Origin of the sequence: Hyphomicrobium sp. 2TAF46 (assembly GCF_052114865.1) — a bacterium.
Lineage (GTDB): Bacteria > Pseudomonadota > Alphaproteobacteria > Rhizobiales > Hyphomicrobiaceae > Hyphomicrobium_B.
In genome coordinates this window covers 176387-192709 of sequence record NZ_JBFRFO010000008.1, presented here as the reverse complement: position 1 = coordinate 192709, position 16323 = coordinate 176387, and the positions used below count along the sequence as shown (strand labels likewise).

At 59.0% G+C, this 16323-nt stretch carries 20 protein-coding genes; 15 read left to right on the top strand and 5 right to left on the bottom strand.

What is annotated here, in order from left to right:
• The first annotated feature begins 61 nt into the window (after window positions 1-61).
• The 7 genes from AB4Z24_RS17570 (at window position 62) to AB4Z24_RS17540 (ending at window position 4324) form a co-directional block, all read left to right on the top strand.
• Window positions 62-358 (top strand): hypothetical protein, encoded by a 297-nt coding sequence (locus tag AB4Z24_RS17570; protein WP_441710341.1) that lies wholly within the window; start codon window positions 62-64, stop codon window positions 356-358.
• Between the two features lie 12 nt (window positions 359-370).
• Window positions 371-757, top strand: a complete 387-nt coding sequence (locus AB4Z24_RS17565; RefSeq protein ID WP_441710340.1) for a hypothetical protein — start codon at window positions 371-373, stop codon at window positions 755-757.
• A 9-nt stretch (window positions 758-766) separates the two neighbouring features.
• A complete protein-coding gene (locus AB4Z24_RS17560) occupies window positions 767-952 on the top strand; it encodes a hypothetical protein (protein ID WP_441710339.1) in 186 nt (61 codons plus the stop codon).
• Complete coding sequence (locus AB4Z24_RS17555; RefSeq protein ID WP_441710338.1) at window positions 949-2334, top strand: APC family permease; 1386 nt, start codon at window positions 949-951, stop codon at window positions 2332-2334. The genes AB4Z24_RS17560 and AB4Z24_RS17555 overlap by 4 nt, the downstream gene beginning before the upstream one ends.
• Window positions 2335-2395: 61 nt before the next feature.
• Window positions 2396-3076 (top strand): hypothetical protein, encoded by a 681-nt coding sequence (locus tag AB4Z24_RS17550; RefSeq protein WP_441710337.1) that lies wholly within the window; start codon window positions 2396-2398, stop codon window positions 3074-3076.
• Window positions 3073-3366, top strand: coding sequence for a hypothetical protein (locus tag AB4Z24_RS17545; RefSeq protein ID WP_441710336.1), 294 nt, complete (start codon window positions 3073-3075; stop codon window positions 3364-3366). Before AB4Z24_RS17550 ends, AB4Z24_RS17545 begins: the two co-directional genes overlap by 4 nt.
• Window positions 3367-3394: 28 nt before the next feature.
• Window positions 3395-4324, top strand: a complete 930-nt coding sequence (locus tag AB4Z24_RS17540) for an ankyrin repeat domain-containing protein (RefSeq protein ID WP_441710335.1) — start codon at window positions 3395-3397, stop codon at window positions 4322-4324.
• Window positions 4325-4326: 2 nt separating this feature from the next.
• On the opposite strand, the gene AB4Z24_RS17535 is transcribed toward AB4Z24_RS17540, so the two are convergent.
• The 3 genes from AB4Z24_RS17535 to AB4Z24_RS17525 all read right to left on the bottom strand — a co-directional run bounded on the left by AB4Z24_RS17535 (window position 4327) and on the right by AB4Z24_RS17525 (window position 7557).
• Window positions 4327-4938: a c-type cytochrome gene (locus tag AB4Z24_RS17535; protein ID WP_441710334.1), complete on the bottom strand. Its 612-nt coding sequence runs from the start codon at window positions 4936-4938 to the stop codon at window positions 4327-4329.
• Between the two features lie 94 nt (window positions 4939-5032).
• Window positions 5033-6757 carry a pyrroloquinoline quinone-dependent dehydrogenase gene (locus AB4Z24_RS17530; RefSeq protein ID WP_441710333.1) on the bottom strand — a complete coding sequence of 575 codons (1725 nt, stop codon included), beginning with the start codon at window positions 6755-6757 and terminating at the stop codon, window positions 5033-5035.
• A 242-nt stretch (window positions 6758-6999) separates the two neighbouring features.
• Window positions 7000-7557, bottom strand: coding sequence for a histidine phosphatase family protein (locus AB4Z24_RS17525; RefSeq protein WP_441710332.1), 558 nt, complete (start codon window positions 7555-7557; stop codon window positions 7000-7002).
• Window positions 7558-7760: 203 nt separating this feature from the next.
• Here AB4Z24_RS17525 and AB4Z24_RS17520 point away from each other — a divergent pair, with 203 nt between their 5' ends.
• The 6 genes from AB4Z24_RS17520 (at window position 7761) to AB4Z24_RS17495 (ending at window position 11030) form a co-directional block, all read left to right on the top strand.
• Window positions 7761-7973, top strand: a complete 213-nt coding sequence (locus AB4Z24_RS17520; RefSeq protein ID WP_441710331.1) for a CbtB domain-containing protein — start codon at window positions 7761-7763, stop codon at window positions 7971-7973.
• An 18-nt stretch (window positions 7974-7991) separates the two neighbouring features.
• Window positions 7992-8708: a CbtA family protein gene (locus tag AB4Z24_RS17515; RefSeq protein WP_441710330.1), complete on the top strand. Its 717-nt coding sequence runs from the start codon at window positions 7992-7994 to the stop codon at window positions 8706-8708.
• Between the two features lie 106 nt (window positions 8709-8814).
• Window positions 8815-9687, top strand: coding sequence for a DUF1289 domain-containing protein (locus tag AB4Z24_RS17510; protein ID WP_441710329.1), 873 nt, complete (start codon window positions 8815-8817; stop codon window positions 9685-9687).
• Window positions 9688-9830: 143 nt separating this feature from the next.
• The gene (locus AB4Z24_RS17505) at window positions 9831-10289 is read left to right on the top strand and encodes a hypothetical protein (protein ID WP_441710328.1); all 459 of its coding nucleotides are present in this window, start codon (window positions 9831-9833) and stop codon (window positions 10287-10289) included.
• Window positions 10290-10380: 91 nt separating this feature from the next.
• Window positions 10381-10692, top strand: a complete 312-nt coding sequence (locus tag AB4Z24_RS17500) for a hypothetical protein (RefSeq protein WP_441710327.1) — start codon at window positions 10381-10383, stop codon at window positions 10690-10692.
• Between the two features lie 44 nt (window positions 10693-10736).
• Entirely contained in the window at window positions 10737-11030 is a 294-nt protein-coding gene (locus tag AB4Z24_RS17495) for a hypothetical protein (protein ID WP_441710326.1), read from the top strand.
• A gap of 52 nt (window positions 11031-11082) precedes the next feature.
• On the opposite strand, the gene dxs is transcribed toward AB4Z24_RS17495, so the two are convergent.
• A complete protein-coding gene (dxs, locus tag AB4Z24_RS17490) occupies window positions 11083-13017 on the bottom strand; it encodes a 1-deoxy-D-xylulose-5-phosphate synthase (RefSeq protein WP_441710325.1) in 1935 nt (644 codons plus the stop codon).
• A gap of 262 nt (window positions 13018-13279) precedes the next feature.
• Here dxs and AB4Z24_RS17485 point away from each other — a divergent pair, with 262 nt between their 5' ends.
• Complete coding sequence (locus AB4Z24_RS17485; RefSeq protein ID WP_441710324.1) at window positions 13280-13915, top strand: ABC transporter substrate-binding protein; 636 nt, start codon at window positions 13280-13282, stop codon at window positions 13913-13915.
• A gap of 191 nt (window positions 13916-14106) precedes the next feature.
• On the opposite strand, the gene AB4Z24_RS17480 is transcribed toward AB4Z24_RS17485, so the two are convergent.
• Window positions 14107-15057, bottom strand: a complete 951-nt coding sequence (locus AB4Z24_RS17480) for an MlaA family lipoprotein (protein WP_441710323.1) — start codon at window positions 15055-15057, stop codon at window positions 14107-14109.
• A gap of 131 nt (window positions 15058-15188) precedes the next feature.
• Here AB4Z24_RS17480 and hpnI point away from each other — a divergent pair, with 131 nt between their 5' ends.
• On the top strand, window positions 15189-16322 hold the full coding sequence (hpnI, locus tag AB4Z24_RS17475) for a bacteriohopanetetrol glucosamine biosynthesis glycosyltransferase HpnI (protein WP_441710322.1): 1134 nt from the start codon (window positions 15189-15191) through the stop codon (window positions 16320-16322).
• Window position 16323 lies beyond the last annotated feature (1 nt).

The window sequence follows — 16323 nt, the reverse complement described above, 5'->3', positions numbered from 1 at the left end:
TCAATGCTTCAATCGCCGAATCCGAACTGTCAGCGGACGCCCCGACCCAAAAGGAGGGAAAATGCAAAAGTTGAACACCGATCCTCGCATCGCCGGCAAATTTTCCGGTGACCGTGCATGGTCACTGGTTGCGGTTGCCGTCCTGTGGGCGCTCTACGCCTTCGTCTTCGTTGAAGTGAAAGACTACCTAGGCGACCAACAAGTTGTTTGGACGCTCGCGGCCTTTGGCGGGCTCGTCCTTCTTTTCAATACGGCCGCCATTTTAGCGATGGTCGCGCATCTCAGCGAGGAGCGCGAAGAAATCTACGGGCTAGATCTGCACTACATCGATCTAGCAAAGAAAAAATCTTTTAGCTGATAGGTGGGAACCGTGGAAAAGCCTCACTACGAACCTCCAAAACAATCTGCTTTCGGGCAGCTTTTCGACAGTCTGTTCCTGCTCATACTCGTGTTCGCCGCTCTCTTCACGCCTCTCTACCTGAAGCTCGCCGGCGGCGGCAAAATCGATATGTCAGTCGCCGATAAGTCGACGTGGGCCGGACTCGGCCAGAATGCAGTGCAAGCTGCACAATGGGAAAAGCTCGGATTTCATCCGGACACCGCTGCTCCGCTTATCACATCAAGATTTGATTACAGCTTCAGCCCGCTTGAACTCGCCATCACTGCGATCGTCGTGATCGGCTATTTCATGCTGCTGTTTGCGTTCTCGAAGAAAGAGTACATCGAAGTCATCGAAGAACGTTTCGGCAAAAAGTGAGTCTCCTAGATGGACAATTGGCAACTCCTCGAATACGGGGCCTGGGCCCTGTCGGCTGTGCTTGGTCTCTACATGCTCTTCGATACGATCAAGACCAACCGTGCGTACAGTGAAGACCTTCTGACTTCCTCCAAGGAAGGCGAAATCGACGATGCGCTCGTCATCGATCCACCACATCAAGGGGGACACAAGTGACTCAAACAACTGCTGTTCACGGAGAGAAGATTTCTCTTCTCCGCGTGCTAGGTCCTGCGCATGTGTGGGCACTGGGCGTCGGGATCGTGCTTGTTGGCGAGTACATGGGGTGGAACTTCGCCGTCGGCAAGGGCGGTGCAATCGCCGCTCTTATCGCCTGCTGGGCTGCCGGCCTTCTTTACACCTGCGTCGCTATGATCGACTCGGAAGTGACGTCCACCGTCGCTGCCGCCGGCGGTCAATATGCGCAGTCGAAACACATCATCGGACCGTTGATGGCGTTCAACGTCGGCCTCTATCTCGTGTTCGCATACACGATGCTGGAAGCCGCGAATGCCATTACGCTCGGTTATCTCGTCCAAACAGTGGGACAGATGGCCGGATTCGCTGAAGCTCACGACAAGCCGTTCATCGTCTTGACTATCGTGTTCCTGGCCTGGCTCAACTACCGGGGCGTCTACGCGACCTTGACGGTGAACCTGATCCTCACCGCCATAGCGTTCATCGCCGTCGTCATCCTGTTCATGGGCGTGAAGCCTTGGTCGACCGAGTTGCTCAATCATAAGGAAATCCTGAACGGACTACCCTATGGCTGGATCGGCGTCCTGGCATCGCTGCACTTTGGTCTCTGGTACTATCTGGGCATCGAAGGAACGTGTCAGGCGGCCGAAGAAGTCCGGTCACCGGCACGATCGCTTCCGCTTGGAACGATGACCGGAATTATAACGCTGCTCATCGCAGCAACGATGACGTGGTACCTCTGCTCAGGCTTGATGCCGTGGGAATACCTCGGTCAAGCGACGACGCCGTTGTTCGATGCCGCGCGGCTGACGAACTCGACGCCGTTGATGGTGCTGCTGTTCATTGGAACGATGTTCTCGACGCTGGCCTCGGCCAACGGCTGCATCAACGATGCATCGCGAGCATGGTTTTCGATGGGCCGCGACCGTTATCTGCCGACATGGTTCGGCGCGGTGCATCCGAAGAACAGGACGCCATTCCGGTCGATCGTGTTCCTGGTGCCCGTCGCGCTGATCTTCGCGTACTTCGCGCCACTTGATCAGGTCATCACCTTCTCGATCCTGTCAGGTCTGCTCGAATACACGTACATGTCGATCCAGGTGCTCTTCTTCCGGCGGATGTGGCCGCTTGACTCGATCAAGCGCGGATACGTGCATCCGTTCCATCCGCTGCCGGCACTTGTGCTCCTGGCCATTTGTTCGACGACGTATTTCGCAGTGTTCCTCGGGTATGGCACCCAGCTCGTCGCGATGATGGTGTTCTTCATCGTCGCCTCGCTCTGGTTCCATTTCCATCGCTACAAATACGTTCGCCGCGGCGACCAGTTCACGATGAACTGGCCGCGACCGGTAGGTTACTGAGGTCCCGAGGTGGCGCATCCTCGCGATGCGCCACCTCGTTTTGAGAGAGAACCATTCATTCATGCCTCTTGAGCTCGCCGCTTTGCTGCTGGCCGCGGCCGTTTCAATTCTCGTCCTGTTCGGCCGCCGCGAAGCGCGCATGGCCGCAGCTGTCCGTCATTCCATGCTCGATCCTTCCTTGAATGTTCTCGACACGCCGAAGGTCGAAATCGACACTTGCGGCTTTCCGAAGATGGAAGGGAAATTTCGCGGACGCTCGTTCCGCGTCGCTCTCGTTCCCGACACGCTAACGTTTCGCCGCTTGCCGCAGCTTTGGCTCGACGTCACGCTGAAGCGCAAGCTGCCAGTCGACGGGAGCGTTGCAATCCTCGTCCGACAATCGGGCGCGGATTATTTTTCGCTGACCGATCACTTCAACGAACGGCTGTCGCCGCCTGAAAACTTTCCGTACGTGTGCCTTATAAAGGGCGATGGCCCGGGTGCCCGTCACGTTCTCGACCGGATCGCCCCTTACGTAGCGAGCCTTCTTCGCGACCCACATTTCAAGGAGATCGCTGTCACTCCGCGTGGCATCCGCATCATGCGCCAGCTTGCGGAAGGCAAGCGCGGCGACCATCTCATTCTCCGGCAAATCGTCTTCGAAGGCGCCCGGCTCGACCCTGAAGGGCTTGAGGACGTCATCGCAGCGGTGCTAGAAATCGAAGATCTCCTTCTCAACGTCAAGCTGGTGTCTGCCGCATGAATGCACTGCAAGCCGAGCGCAAGCCGATGAACCCCTATCTGGTTCTCGCTCTGGCCATTGTGCTGCCCGGCATGGGGCACGTTGCAATCGGCCAACAGCAGCGCGGTTTTATGTTCGCGATGTTCACGCTGCTACTCGCGCTCATCACCTGGCAAATCTCGCCACCGGACCGGTCGATAATCGGGCGATCCGCATTGGGACTATTCGTCTGGGCTCTGTCGATACCGGACGCCTACAAGCTCGCGCGGATGCAATACGAAGAGTGGAAATCGAAAGGATTGCGGCGGTAAACATTTGGCTCCAGCAATGGAGCCTCTCGTGCCCAACAGCCTCCGCAATTCAGTAACCGCCGCCCTTGTTGTTTCTGTCTGCTGCATGGCCTCCGCCAGCGATGCGCTCTCGAAAGTGCGCGTCTGTCAGGAGCAGGAACAGCATTACGCTCAAATCAAGCAATCTGCCGGACCGCTGGAGATCAACGCCGCGCTTTCCGCGGCAGCCAACAAAGGTTGCATCGAGCTTGCACGCCGGCTGCTCGATGATGGCGCTTCGCTCGCCTCACGCGATCGCAACGGCGCGATGCCGCTCTTTCACGCGGCCGAGACTGGTCATGCGGAGGTCGTCGAGCTTTTCCTCGCCCGTGGTGCCGAGATCAACGCGCGCGATCTCGATGGTGGGACCGCGCTTTTCGCGGCATCGGAGCGGGACAATGCTTCAACCGTGCAATCCCTCATCGGACACGGCGCGGACGTGAATATCGCCGGCCGGACCGGCCTCACGCCGATCGCGGCGGCTGCATTTGCCGGCAACGACCAGATCATACGGCTGCTCCTTGACAAAGGGGGCGACCCGAAAAAGTCCGACGGCACCGGAAAGGCGCCCATCTGCTATGCGGTCGCCCGTGGCTTCCCGAATGTCGTGCGCTTGCTGCTCGACCATGCCATCGACGTCAACGCACGCTACGGCAACGATCTGACCGCGCTCATGTGGGCCGCAGGGCATGAAGATGCGGCCGGTTCAAGCGACGTGGCGGACGTGCTCGCGCAGCTGATCGATCATGGCGCGCACATCGACGCTCAGGATAATCGCGGGCGGACGGCCTTGATGATTGCCGCTTCACTCGGGCACGAGACGGCCGTCGATGTCTTGCTGGCCAGGGGCGCGAACAAAACCTTGCACGATCATGCCGGCAAGACGGCAGCCGATCTCGCTACCAGCGACGCGCTGCGCAAGAAACTCACGGTCAGCTAGCGCTATTGGTTGTTGCCGCCGATGACCTGAAGGCTCGCAAGATAGTCGGCGATGGGTTTGAGGTCGGGCGGCTGCACTGCCTTCATCAGATCCGACATGCCGGGATTGTTCCCGCGTGACCCGTCGCGAAAAGCGGTCATGGTATTCAAGAGGTATTCGGGCTGCTGGCCGGCGAGCCGGGCCGTTGTCCCATCACCCTGAAATTGATCGAGGTGGCAGGAGGTGCAGCCGATAGAGCCGATAACCGTCAGCGCCTTTTTCGTGTCGTCCTTCGATGGTGAAGGTTGTGCGAGGTTAGGCCACTTCAGGCCCGCGAAGTGCGCGGCCAATGCCTTGAAATCGGCTTTCTCGAGGCTAGCGACCACGGCGGACATCTGATCGTTCTTCCGCGCGCCGCTCTTAAAGTCGCGCAACTGAAGATAAAGGTAGCCTTCGTTCTGGCCCCAAATGATTGGCGTCGTCTTCTCTTGTGGAATGCCGTTTTCGCCGTGGCAGCTTGCGCAGATCTGTGCGGTTTCCTCGACGCTGGCTGCCGATGCGTTCTCGGTGGCCAACGGCAATGCCGCCGCGAGTGCCACAACTGCGATCGGCAAAGAAGATTTAATACCCATCATGGGCCAAGCTCCGGTGCGCGAATAACTGGTCACGATTTCTTTCGCCGGGGTTCGGAAGGAGCGATTGGCGCTCCTTCCGGCGCTCACCAATCGGTCAATCAAGCGTGAAGGCGATGATATTGTTGCCGCGCTTGAAATCGATCTGCGTGTTTCCGCCAGCGCCGACAACGATATATTCCTTGCCGTCGAGCGCGTAGGCAGCTGGAGGAGCGTTGACGCCTGCTCCGGCCTGGAACGACCATAGGATCTTGCCGCTGTCTGCGTTGTAGGCACGGAACCATCCGTTTGCCTCGCCCGTGAATACGAGGTCTCCAGCCGTTGCGAGAACGCCTCCCATCATCGGTTGCGGGGTGGTGACCTGCCACTTGATCTTGCCGGTGTTGTAGTTCACCGCCGAGACATTGCCGAATTGCTCTTCACCCGGGATGACTTTGAATGCGCCGCCGAGCCAGAGCTTGCCATCGGGATAGGGGCTCGACTGCACCTGATACGTCATCGGCTGATGAAGGTTCGCGGCGTACGCAAGGTTGAGTTTCTGATTGACCGCCATTGGCGACCATTCCACGCCGCCGTTAGCGCCGGGGAGCATGCGCGCGCCTTCCGGCGTCGGCAGGGTCCACATGTTCTCCTGCGCCACCATCGGCTCCGAAAAGCGGATCATGCTGCAATCGTCGCGTCTGTTGACGTAGACGTGTCCGGTTTTCCCAGCGTGAAGCACGCCAGGGACGGTCTTTCCGTCCTTATCTTTGACGTCGACAAGGATAGGCGGACTAACGGAGTCGAGATCCCACACGTCGTGAGGAATGAACTGGAAATGGCAAACATATTTGCCGGTATCGAGGTCGAGAGCGACGAGCGAGTCCGTATAGAGGTTGTCGCCGGGCCGCAGTGAGCCGTCGAGGTCGGGGGATGGGTTGCCGACCACAAAGTAGATCCGGTTCAGCTTGAGATCGACCGCGGGATTTTGCCAAACGCCGCCTCCGAGCTTTTTGTATGGATCTCCCGTCTTCGCGAGTTGCGCCTTTTCAGCCTCGATATCGCGATGCAAATCCTTGCCGGTCGCATCTTTTGTGGCCCAGACCCCGACCGTATTTTCGGGGATCGTATCGAAATTCCAGACGAGTTTGCCGGTCTCGGCGTCATAGGCGCGGAAAAAGCCGCGGATGCCATATTCGCCGCCGTTGGTGCCGATCAAAATCTTGCCGTTGACGGCCGTCGGCGCCATCGTTTCGCTGTAGCCCAGCTCTGGATCCGCGATCTCCGTCTCCCAGACGACGCTCCCCGTTTTCGCGTTAAGAGCGACGAGCTTGGCGTCGAGCGTTCCAAAATAAACCTTGTCACCGAGCACCGCGACACCGCGATTGTTAGGGCCGCAGCAGTAGGTCGTGATCGGACCCATCTTGTGCTTGTAGTGCCAGTACTGTTCACCCGTCTTGGCGTTGAGCGCATAGACATGATCGAATGACGTCGTCACGTACATGACATCGCCAACGATGATCGGCGTCGTCTCGAGCGACTCTCTCACGTCCATCTGGAAGATCCACGCCGGATGGAGCTTTGTGACGTTCGACGTGTTGATCTGCTTGCCAGGATAGAAACGGGTCTGCTCGTAGTTGGCGTTCGTGTGCAGGAACTGCTTGGCGTCGTTCGCAGCGTTCGTCAGCATCTCCTGGGTAACAGTCGGAGCGGGCGCTTCGACTTTCGGCGCCTCCTTCTTATGGTGCTCGATTTCCTGTGCGGACGCGGGGGTCAAGGCAGCGTATGCAAGCGACGCGAACAGCGCCGCCGCGTAAGCGTGGCTACTTTTCATACGGACCATATTGTCCTCGCTTAACTGAGGGGCTCAGCTCGCGCGCCGACACAGTGTTGGAGTGGAATCGTGCCGAGCGTTCCTATCGGTGCACGCTCTCATTAGTGTACGCGCCAGTTTTTCCCGACAATCGCGTATGATGTTCTAGGTATTGAGACCGTTATCGGAGCGTCCTTTCCGGGACAAAGCTTGCGTGCTTATTGTCCGTCGTCGGATCTTTAGCCGTCGATCGCGATCGCCAAGGCAGCTCACTATTTTAGTGCTCGAAGGGTCCAACGCTGCCCGTTGGAGCCGAGTTCGACAATGCTCAACGGCGCAATATCGACATGCCAGAACGATGCGGGTCCTGCGGCGATTGCCGAGACAAGCGCTGCGCGCATTACGGCTGAATGCGTAATTGCGATAATATTTTCCTCTCGTCGCAACGCCGCATTCAGCCAAACTGCCATGCGCGCGATGAGCCCTTCCACGCTCTCTCCGCCATGAGGGGCGACGCTTGGATCTGAAAGCCAGCTCTTGAGAGCCTCGGGTTCGCGCTCTGCGATCTCGGTCAACGTGCGTCCTGCCCAGCGACCGAGGTCGAGGTCTCGCAGACCTTCGTCGATCACCGGCTCGAGGCCGAGTGCCATCGCGGTTTCCACCGCCCGTGCCGCCGGGCTCGACAGGGCTCTACCCGAGCGGCGCAGTTCCTTGGCTAGGGCCATTGCATCTCTTTTCCCAAAGTCGTCAATGCCCTCGTCCAGGGGGAAGGCTGCAGCCCGGACGGCAGCGGTCGAGGCATTAGCGATCAACGTGAGGCGCGACTGCATGCTGGCGGTTGGTTACATTGACAAAATTATGGCCGGGCTTATGGTGACTTGCGCATCGTCATAGGCAGGAAGCCGGTGAAATTCCGGAACGGTCGCGCCACTGTAATCGGGGACGCCTAATACCGTCCACCGAAAGTCAGACCCTCCTATGATCAGCGCCGGAGCTTGAAACGGGACGCGTAATCCCAAGGAGGCACTTGCCTATGTCACAATCTGCAATCGTTTCGGGCGGCTCGCTAGACGCGCCCATTCCTCTCAAAGAGATTTTGCCCTGGGCGATTTTCGCCGGATTGCTGTTCGTTCTCGCGATGTACTTCGTTGGCGTCGAAGAAGGCGCTATGTCGATCTTCAACGGCATGTATGTGCACGAATTCGTGCACGACGGACGCCATCTCCTCGGCTTCCCCTGCCATTGACATCGGGGAGATCTAGACATGGGAAGTCTTCTCGTGCGCGGCATGATTGCCGGGCTCATCGCTAGTTTATTGGCTTTCGGATTTGCGAAGGTTATCGGCGAACCGCAGGTCGACCGCGCCATCGCGTTCGAGGAAGCGTCGCATACACCAGTTCCCGGCGAGGCTGCGGAACCGGAAATCGTCAGCCGGGAAGTGCAGGCAAGTGTCGGGCTTCTGACCGGCGTCGCCCTTTACGGAACAGCGCTTGGCGGTCTTTTCGCACTCGCATACGCGTTCGTCAGCGGCCGTCTTCTTCATCTTTCGCCGCGCAGCACAGCGCTCGTGATCGCAGCCGTCGGCTTTTTGGCGTTGTACTTCGTGCCTTACATCAAATACCCGGCGAACCCGCCTGCCGTGGGGCAAGGCGAGACGATCGGCTATCGAACGCAGCTTTATTTCGGGATGATCGTCTTCTCGCTCATGGCGTTGGCGATTGCCATCAGCTTCGGACGGCAAGCCATCGAGAAGTTCGGCGGCTGGAACGCATCAATTCTCGGAACTGCGGTCTATCTCGTCTTGGTCGTCATCGCTGCCTACGCTCTACCGGTGATCAACGAAGTGCCTGAGAAGTTTCCGGCCGATTTGCTTTGGAACTTCCGCATCGCCTCGTTGGGTACTCAGTTCATCCTCTGGACGGCGATCGGGCTGCTGTTCGGCTGGCTCATCGCCGGCGATCGCGAAAGACTGGCACGCTAACGCCGGCGTCGAAGTTCAGAACGAAAAATGGGGGCGCGCCGAGGGTGCTGCCTCCATTTGAATATCATCTCCTCGCAATCCTTCGTTTGAAAGACGTTCCGCACCGATGCGCCATTCGCCTTGCATTGGCATCTGCAAGCTCGACGACGCCACAGGCTATTGCCTTGGATGCGGCCGCACCGGGCGCGAAATCGGCGACTGGATCGCCATGAGCGAAAGCCAGCGCGACGCTGTCTGGTCAGAGCTGCCGAGCCGGCTTGCCAATCTTTCCGTTCGCGTGCGTCTTCTTCCCTGGACGCGCGAGGAACTCATCGCGTGGGCCAGCGACACCATAGGTGCGCGGCGCGGCACATGGGTGACCGGCGCGCCGGGTGCCGTCGCAGAGTTCCCATGTACCGCCGAACGCACAATCGACGTCGAGGCACGTGCGGATGCAGTCATAGCGCGCGCGCCGGATGCTTCGTTCCGTCTCACGGTCAGCGACAAGGTTCGGGCGTTTTCGTTCAGCGAAGGCGGCCCCATCGTTCTTGGCCTGCCGAAGGCGCGTGCCGCGATTACGTCATCGCCGGTTTTGCAATTCCTTGGCCCGGACTCGCATGCGATCGATGCCCATCATCAGGCAGACCAGCTTTTTGATTATGGCGTCGGCCGCAAATACTCGCGGTTCTGCGTCCGTACGGGCGATGCCGCTCTCGCATCCTCTTTGTCAGCCCAGGGTGGCCGTCACTGGTCCGAAGTCATGATGGCAATCGGCATGCAAGTCATTGCCGCCAGTCCGAACCGGGTCGTCGAGAGCGCGGCCGCGCGCATTGAGGTCTTCGCCAAAATTCCCATGCCTGGGGACCAATCTCCGGGTGGCGCCCATACGCATTTCCTGCCTGATTTCCTCAAGGGTGGCGAAGAGATCGCCTCAAGCCTAGCTCTGCCGGACTATGCGGCTCCCGTCGCGATTTTTTATCCTCGGGAAGCTACCAACTAGCGCCGCCAATCGTTGTCGCTGAACGGCTCGCTTGTCCCCAAGTCTGAATGCGGCCCGAGCGTTGTCATATTGAGGGGTTCACCGCGCCGTAGTAGTGACGTTTTTACGAAATAACGGATGTCCCTCTGAGCAGTGAGGATCTTATGCGCAGCATTGGCCCCGGAATCGCATTTGCCGCCATCATGGGATTGCTCCCCGTCGCGGCTTCGGCGGATGAGCGGATGCAATCTTCGTTTACTGCACTCGTCGCCAAAGGCTTCGAAGTCAAATCCGTAACGCTCATACCTCTCGATGTCGCGAAGCGTGTGACGGAAAAGGTGAAGACCGACAACGTCATCGTCACCCTTCAGAACAAGGAAGCCGTCGCGGTATGCTACGTCGCGTTCGCGAACTGGGCTTTCATGAACAAGGCCTCGCTCGACTCGGCGACGCTTTGCGAGGTTCGTTCGGCGGCATCGGAGGAAAGTGCAGCTCCGCCATCGTCGGCCCCAAGCTCGACATCGAGCACGGAGCCCCCGGCCACTCCTGCACCTTCGACGACCGAGGAACCGCCGGCAGCCGCGCCTACGCCCAGCGCTCCGTCGCCCGGAACGGCTCCGTAAGCGACCTATGAACCCGGCAAACTTGGTAAAATGCTCAGCGGGCACCGTTCTCTGAGCACGTTGCCTTAGTCTCAACACGGGTTCTAGGCATATGCCGAAGCCACTTCCCTTTCATCAGCGAGAGATTGGAAAAGTGAAGAATTCGGGGGTACTGGGGGCATCGTTGGCGCTGGCCGGCGCCGCTCTCATCTTTGGAATTTCAGCCAAGAGCTACGCTCACAGCGGCACGCAGCAAGAGCAAGAGGCGTGCACGCCTGATGTCTTCCGCTTCTGTTCGGCCCAGATTCCGAACGAAGACCGCATCGTTGTCTGCTTAAACCGCCATCTCGCCAAACTCAGCCCGGCCTGCCGCGCCGTCATGGCGGGAGATACAGCCAACAAAAAATCCCGCGAGGCACGTTGAGCGCCTCGATATTTTAGGAAAGTCAGTTCTTGCGAGGACAGAACGTGYGGGGCAGAATTTTGATCGAGAAAATATTCGTCGCTGGCGTTGCGGCTGCGCTGATCACGTTCGCCCAAACTGGCGTTTCCTTAGCTCATAGTGGAACGGCTGAAGAGCAATCGGCTTGCACCCCGGACGTGCTCAGCCTCTGTTTCTGGGATATTCCGAGCGAGGACCGCATCGTCGCGTGCCTCAACAAAAACATCAAGAAACTGAGCCCGGATTGCCGGAAGGTCATCGAGGGACCGTCAGACAAAGACGCCCCACCAGACAAAAAAGATGATCACAGCAAACGCTGAATAGTTCGGGCGCGGCTCTAGCGGATCGCTTGAGAGGACGCGCCCGATACTGTCAGGCGCGACCGCGGGCGACTGCAGGCTTGTTCAGCTGGAGCGCCTCGCAAACCGTCTCGACGATCCCCTGGGCCGAGAGCCCGGCGCGCTGATACATGACTTCAGGCTTGTCCTGATCGACGAAGACATCCGGCATGACCTTGCTGCGGACCTTGAGTCCCCGCTCCAGCAAGCCGTTCTCGGCGAGATAGTGCAGCACATGACTGCCGAAGCCGCCCACCGAGCCCTCTTCGATCGTAACCAGGACATCGTGGTTTTCGGCAAGCTGCCGGATCAGATCGGTATCGAGAGGCTTCATGAAGCGCGCGTCGGCGACTGTCGCCGAAAGTCCAAGCGCCGCCAGCTGATCGGCCGCCTTCAAGGTCTCTTGCAAGCGCGTGCCGAACGAGAGCAGCGCAATCGTCGAACCCTCGCGCAAAATGCGACCTTTACCGATTTCGAGGGGGATGCCGACTTCGGGCATGGCAACGCCAGTGCCCTCGCCGCGCGGATACCGGAAGGCGCTCGGACGGTCGTCGATCGCTGCCGCCGTCGCGACCATGTGCTTCAGTTCGGCCTCGTCGGCCGCAGCCATAATGACGAAATTCGGCAAGCATCCAAGAAATGCAAGGTCAAACGTGCCGGCGTGCGTCGCGCCATCGGCTCCGACGAATCCAGCGCGGTCGATCGCAAATCGCACGGGCAAACTCTGCAGCGCGACGTCGTGCACGACCTGATCGTAACCGCGCTGCAAGAACGTCGAGTAGATCGCGGCAAACGGCTTCATGCCTTCAGTGGCAAGGCCGGCGGCAAAAGTCACCGCGTGCTGCTCCGCTATGCCGACATCGAACGTGCGATCGGGAAACTCGCGGCCGAAGATGTCGAGCCCCGTTCCGTCGGGCATTGCCGCGGTGATAGCGACGATTTTGTCGTCCTTCTTGGCTTCGGCGATCAGGCTGTCGGCGAATACGCGCGTGTAGGACGGCGCCGACGCTACCGGCTTCGCTTGCACGCCCGTCACGACGTTGAATTTGGCGACGCCGTGATATTTGTCTGCCGATGCTTCGGCCGGGGCGTAGCCTTTACCCTTCTTCGTCACGACGTGAACGAGGATCGGTCCCTCGCCGGCGTCTCGAACGTTCTTCAGGACCGGCAGCAGCTGACCCAGATCGTGACCATCGATCGGGCCGACGTAATAGAAGCCAAGTTCCTCGAACCAGGCGCCGCCCTGCCAGAGGCTCCGCGTATACTCCTCGACCCTTGCCGCGCGCCGTTCCCAGCTCTTCGGCAAACTCTTTGCCAGCTGTTTGGCGATGTCGCGAACGTAGAGGTATGAGTCGCTCGACGTCAGCCGGGCAAGATAGGACGACAGCGCGCCCGTCGGGGGTGCGATCGACATATCGTTGTCATTCAGAACGACGATGAGCCGTTCGCTCCGCGCGCCGGCGTTGTTCATCGCTTCGTAGGCCATGCCCGCGCTCATCGAGCCGTCGCCGATGACGCAGACGACGTTGTTCGCGCCGCCCGATAATTCGCGCGCCACGGCCATGCCGAGGCCTGCGGAAATCGACGTCGATGAATGGGCAGCGCCGAACGGGTCGTATTCGCTTTCGGTGCGCTTCGTGAAGCCGGAAAGCCCGCCGGGCTGGCGCAACGTTCTCATTCTGCTGCGACGGCCAGTCAGAATTTTATGGGGATAAGACTGATGGCTGACGTCCCAGATCAAGCGATCGCGGGGGGTGTCGAAAAGGTAGTGCAGAGCCACCGTCAGCTCGACGACGCCGAGGCCAGCGCCAAGATGGCCGCCCGTTTGCGATACGGCATCGATCAGCTCCGCGCGAAGTTCCGCGGCAAGCTGAGGCAGCTCGCTTTCGGACAGCTGCCGCAAATCGGCAGGCGTATCGACTTGGTCCAATAGCGGTGTTTTGGATACCCGAGGCATCACTGCGTCCATTGACTGAACTCCCCCAAAAACCCGCTTGCCCGAGTCCTTTTAATCCTTCCAAATATGAACCTATGACACGGCGCAAAAAATGGAACATGCGCCATGAACTGGACTCTGTGGGGAAGTGTTGCAGCCAAGCCTCACAAATGGCAGACAACTGTGGGCAAATTGGCTAAATGCCGCCACCGTGTCCACTTAGGACATGCGCCGCCGCTGAGAATTTTAACTCGCCGTCGGCACACAAAATTTGAAATCAATCGGGGGATGGGCCATGGTCCAGGCCAAGAAATTACGTGTTTTTGGAGCGTCGATCGCTGTTTTGATGGCGACGCTTCTCACCTCACCTCAGCTTGCAACTGCGCAGGCTTTCGATGCACCTGAGAAGACGATCAACGGCCTGAACGCCAAGCTTCTCGACACGATGAAGCAGGCGCAGGCACTCGGCGTGCAAGGCCGCTTCAACGCGCTCGCACCGGTTCTGTCGAGTACCTACGACATTCAATCGATGTCCCGCGCGGCGGTCGGACAAAGCTGGGATGCGTTTCAGCCGGAGCAGAAAGCAGCCGTGACCGATGCGTTCGCCCGCATGATGATTGCGACCTACGCAAAGCGCTTCGATGGCTTCTCCGGCGAGACATTCGAGATCGCCGAGATTACGGACCGCCCGCCGTCGGATAAAATGGTGAAAACCCGGATTGTTCAGAGCAGCGGCAAGCCGGTCGCGATCAACTACTTGATGCGCAAGACCGGATCGCAATGGAAGATCGTCGATGTCTATCTCGACGGCACGATCAGCGAACTTGCCAGCCGCCGCGCCGAGTTCACATCGATCCTGAAAGCCGGCGGAGCCGATGCGCTCATCGCTTCACTCAAGAAGCAGGGCGATAAGCTGCTTTCCGGAAGCTGATTGCACGTTATTCGCGGCCGGACTCGTTGACGACGAGCTGGCCGCGATTTTTCCTGCCCTTACCCGCCGCCTGTCGTGCGGGTCGAAAAAACATTTTCACAAACATCAGCAGAGAATACGTGTGCGGGCAGCGCGGACGCGTTGCAAATGCCGCGTTCGCTGCCGTTTTGACCAGCTAAATTCCGAATTGATCAGTGCGCTTCGACCGGGGTCGGCGGACCGACGACGACAATCGTGCCGCCGTGATCGGAGGCGCTCGACAGTTTCGGCACGTCAGTCATTCGACGCTTCTGCAGCATCGTCGGCGACGAAACGAGTTCCATAACCGGCTCGATCGCGTTGGGATCCGGCGGGACCGGATCGCTCGTCAACACGCTCGTGTTCAAAGCTTCCTGCAGCTCGGCCTGGCGCTTCTGATCCGTCACGCTGCGCAGCATCGAATAGAAGTCGATCGAGCTGTCCTCGAGCGTCTGCATATCTTCGGCTTTGCTGAGGTTCGTCAGCGGACTGGTGATGCTGCCTGCGAGATTGACTCGGCTGGCAAGCGTCGCAGCCCTTGCCGGGATCAACGCGCCAGCCGGAATCTGTGCGGCAAATTCTACGCCAGTGCCGATCGCATCTCGCACGTTTGTCGGGCCGAGGACCGGCAGCACCAGATAGGCGCTATCACGATAGCCCCATACGTACATCGTCTGCCCGAAGTCGCCGGACTGATGAGCCATGCCTTGTGTCGCCGCGACATCGAAGAGGCCGCCGAGACCAAGCGTCGAATTGAGTACGAAGCGGCCGAGTGTCGTCGCCGCGGCAGCGGGCCGAACCTGCAAAACGTTGTTCGCAAATACCATCGGCTCGCCAAGATTGGTCGTAAATGCGTCGACGCGGTCGCGGACGCTTGCCGGCACATTCTCGTTATAGGCCTTGGCAGTCGGATACAGGACGTTGTGATTGAAGTCCTGGTTGCTCTCGAAAACCGAGCGATTGAATTTCTCGTTGGGGTCCGCGATGGTTTTTGGCTCGTCGTCGCTAGCGGTCGATGCCAAGTGCTGCGGCGCGATTGAAGGCGCAGATGTGCTGGCGCAAGCCGACAGACCCACACCGGCTAAAATACAGCCGACCCAGTTCGCGATGGTAATTACTTTCACGTCCCGATATTCCCCCATGCCTAGCCATGCGGCCGAGCAAACTCAGATCTATCGCAGCTACGTGCAAAACGCTAGCTTTAGTACGGTGCCAGTAGGCTTTCCCCCACCTCAAACCAGAAAGTAACGTCTGAATGACGTCCTGTCTGTGGCTTGTATGCACCCTCATTGCCATTATCGGCAGCATTTACGCCATGTTGGCTGCTTTCTTGGTGGCACGATTTGCGCGCCGGCCCAAGTCGATTTTAGGGCCGGCGGAAAATGTCGCTCTGATCAAGCCGCTGTACGGAGCCGAATCAGGCCTTGGCGATAATCTCGGATCATTTGTTCGGCAGGACTACCCCGGCGATGTCCAGATGATTTGTGGCGTGCAGGACGCCGCCGATCCCGCCATTCAGATCGTTCGCAACCTTGAAGAGAGATTTCCGTCCGCAGAGATCGAACTCGTCACCTCTTCCCGAAGAGCCGGCGGCAATCCGAAAATTGCCAATGTCCTCAATATTTTTCCGCGAGCGCGGCACGATGTTCTGATTCTCAGCGACAGCGACATGCGCGTCGAGCCTCACTATGTTCGGGATATAGTTGCCACATTGCAGCAACCCGAGGTTGGGCTTGTGACGTGCCTATATCGGGGGCGCGCGATCGGGGGCTTCTGGTCTCGCCTCGCCGCAGCGGCCGTCGATCAACACTTCCTGCCGAGCGTTTTGGTCGGAGTTCAGCTCGGCCTCGCAAAGCCGTGCTTTGGATCGACAATTGCAATTCGTCGCAGCACGCTGGCCGAAATTGGCGGATTCGAGGCCTTCGCCGATACGTTGGCAGACGACTACGCGATGGGCGATGCGGTCCGTCGAGCGGGGCTGAAAGTCGCAATCGCACCCTTCACCGTCGGGCACACTTTTTCCGAAGATAGTTTTGCGGAATTGCTCGGGCATGAACTCCGGTGGGCGCGGACAATTCGTCTCGTCGATCCCGCAGGTTATGCCGGTTCTGTGATTACGCACCCGCTGCCATTCGCTCTCGCCGCGTTGCCGTTTGGTGGCTTCAATGCCATAGCGTGGATGATCCTGCTTCTGACGCTTGCATGTCGGCTTTTCGTTCCGTTACAAGTTGAGCGACTGTCCGGTGGGGGAAAGAGTTCGGTTTTGCTCGCTCCTTTGCGCGATATCTTGAGCTTCGCGATTTTTGTCGCGAGCTATGTGCCCGGAGCTGTCAGTTGGAGGGGCCGGCGCTATAGCGTCGGCGCCGATGGGACCGTTAGGCCTATATGAA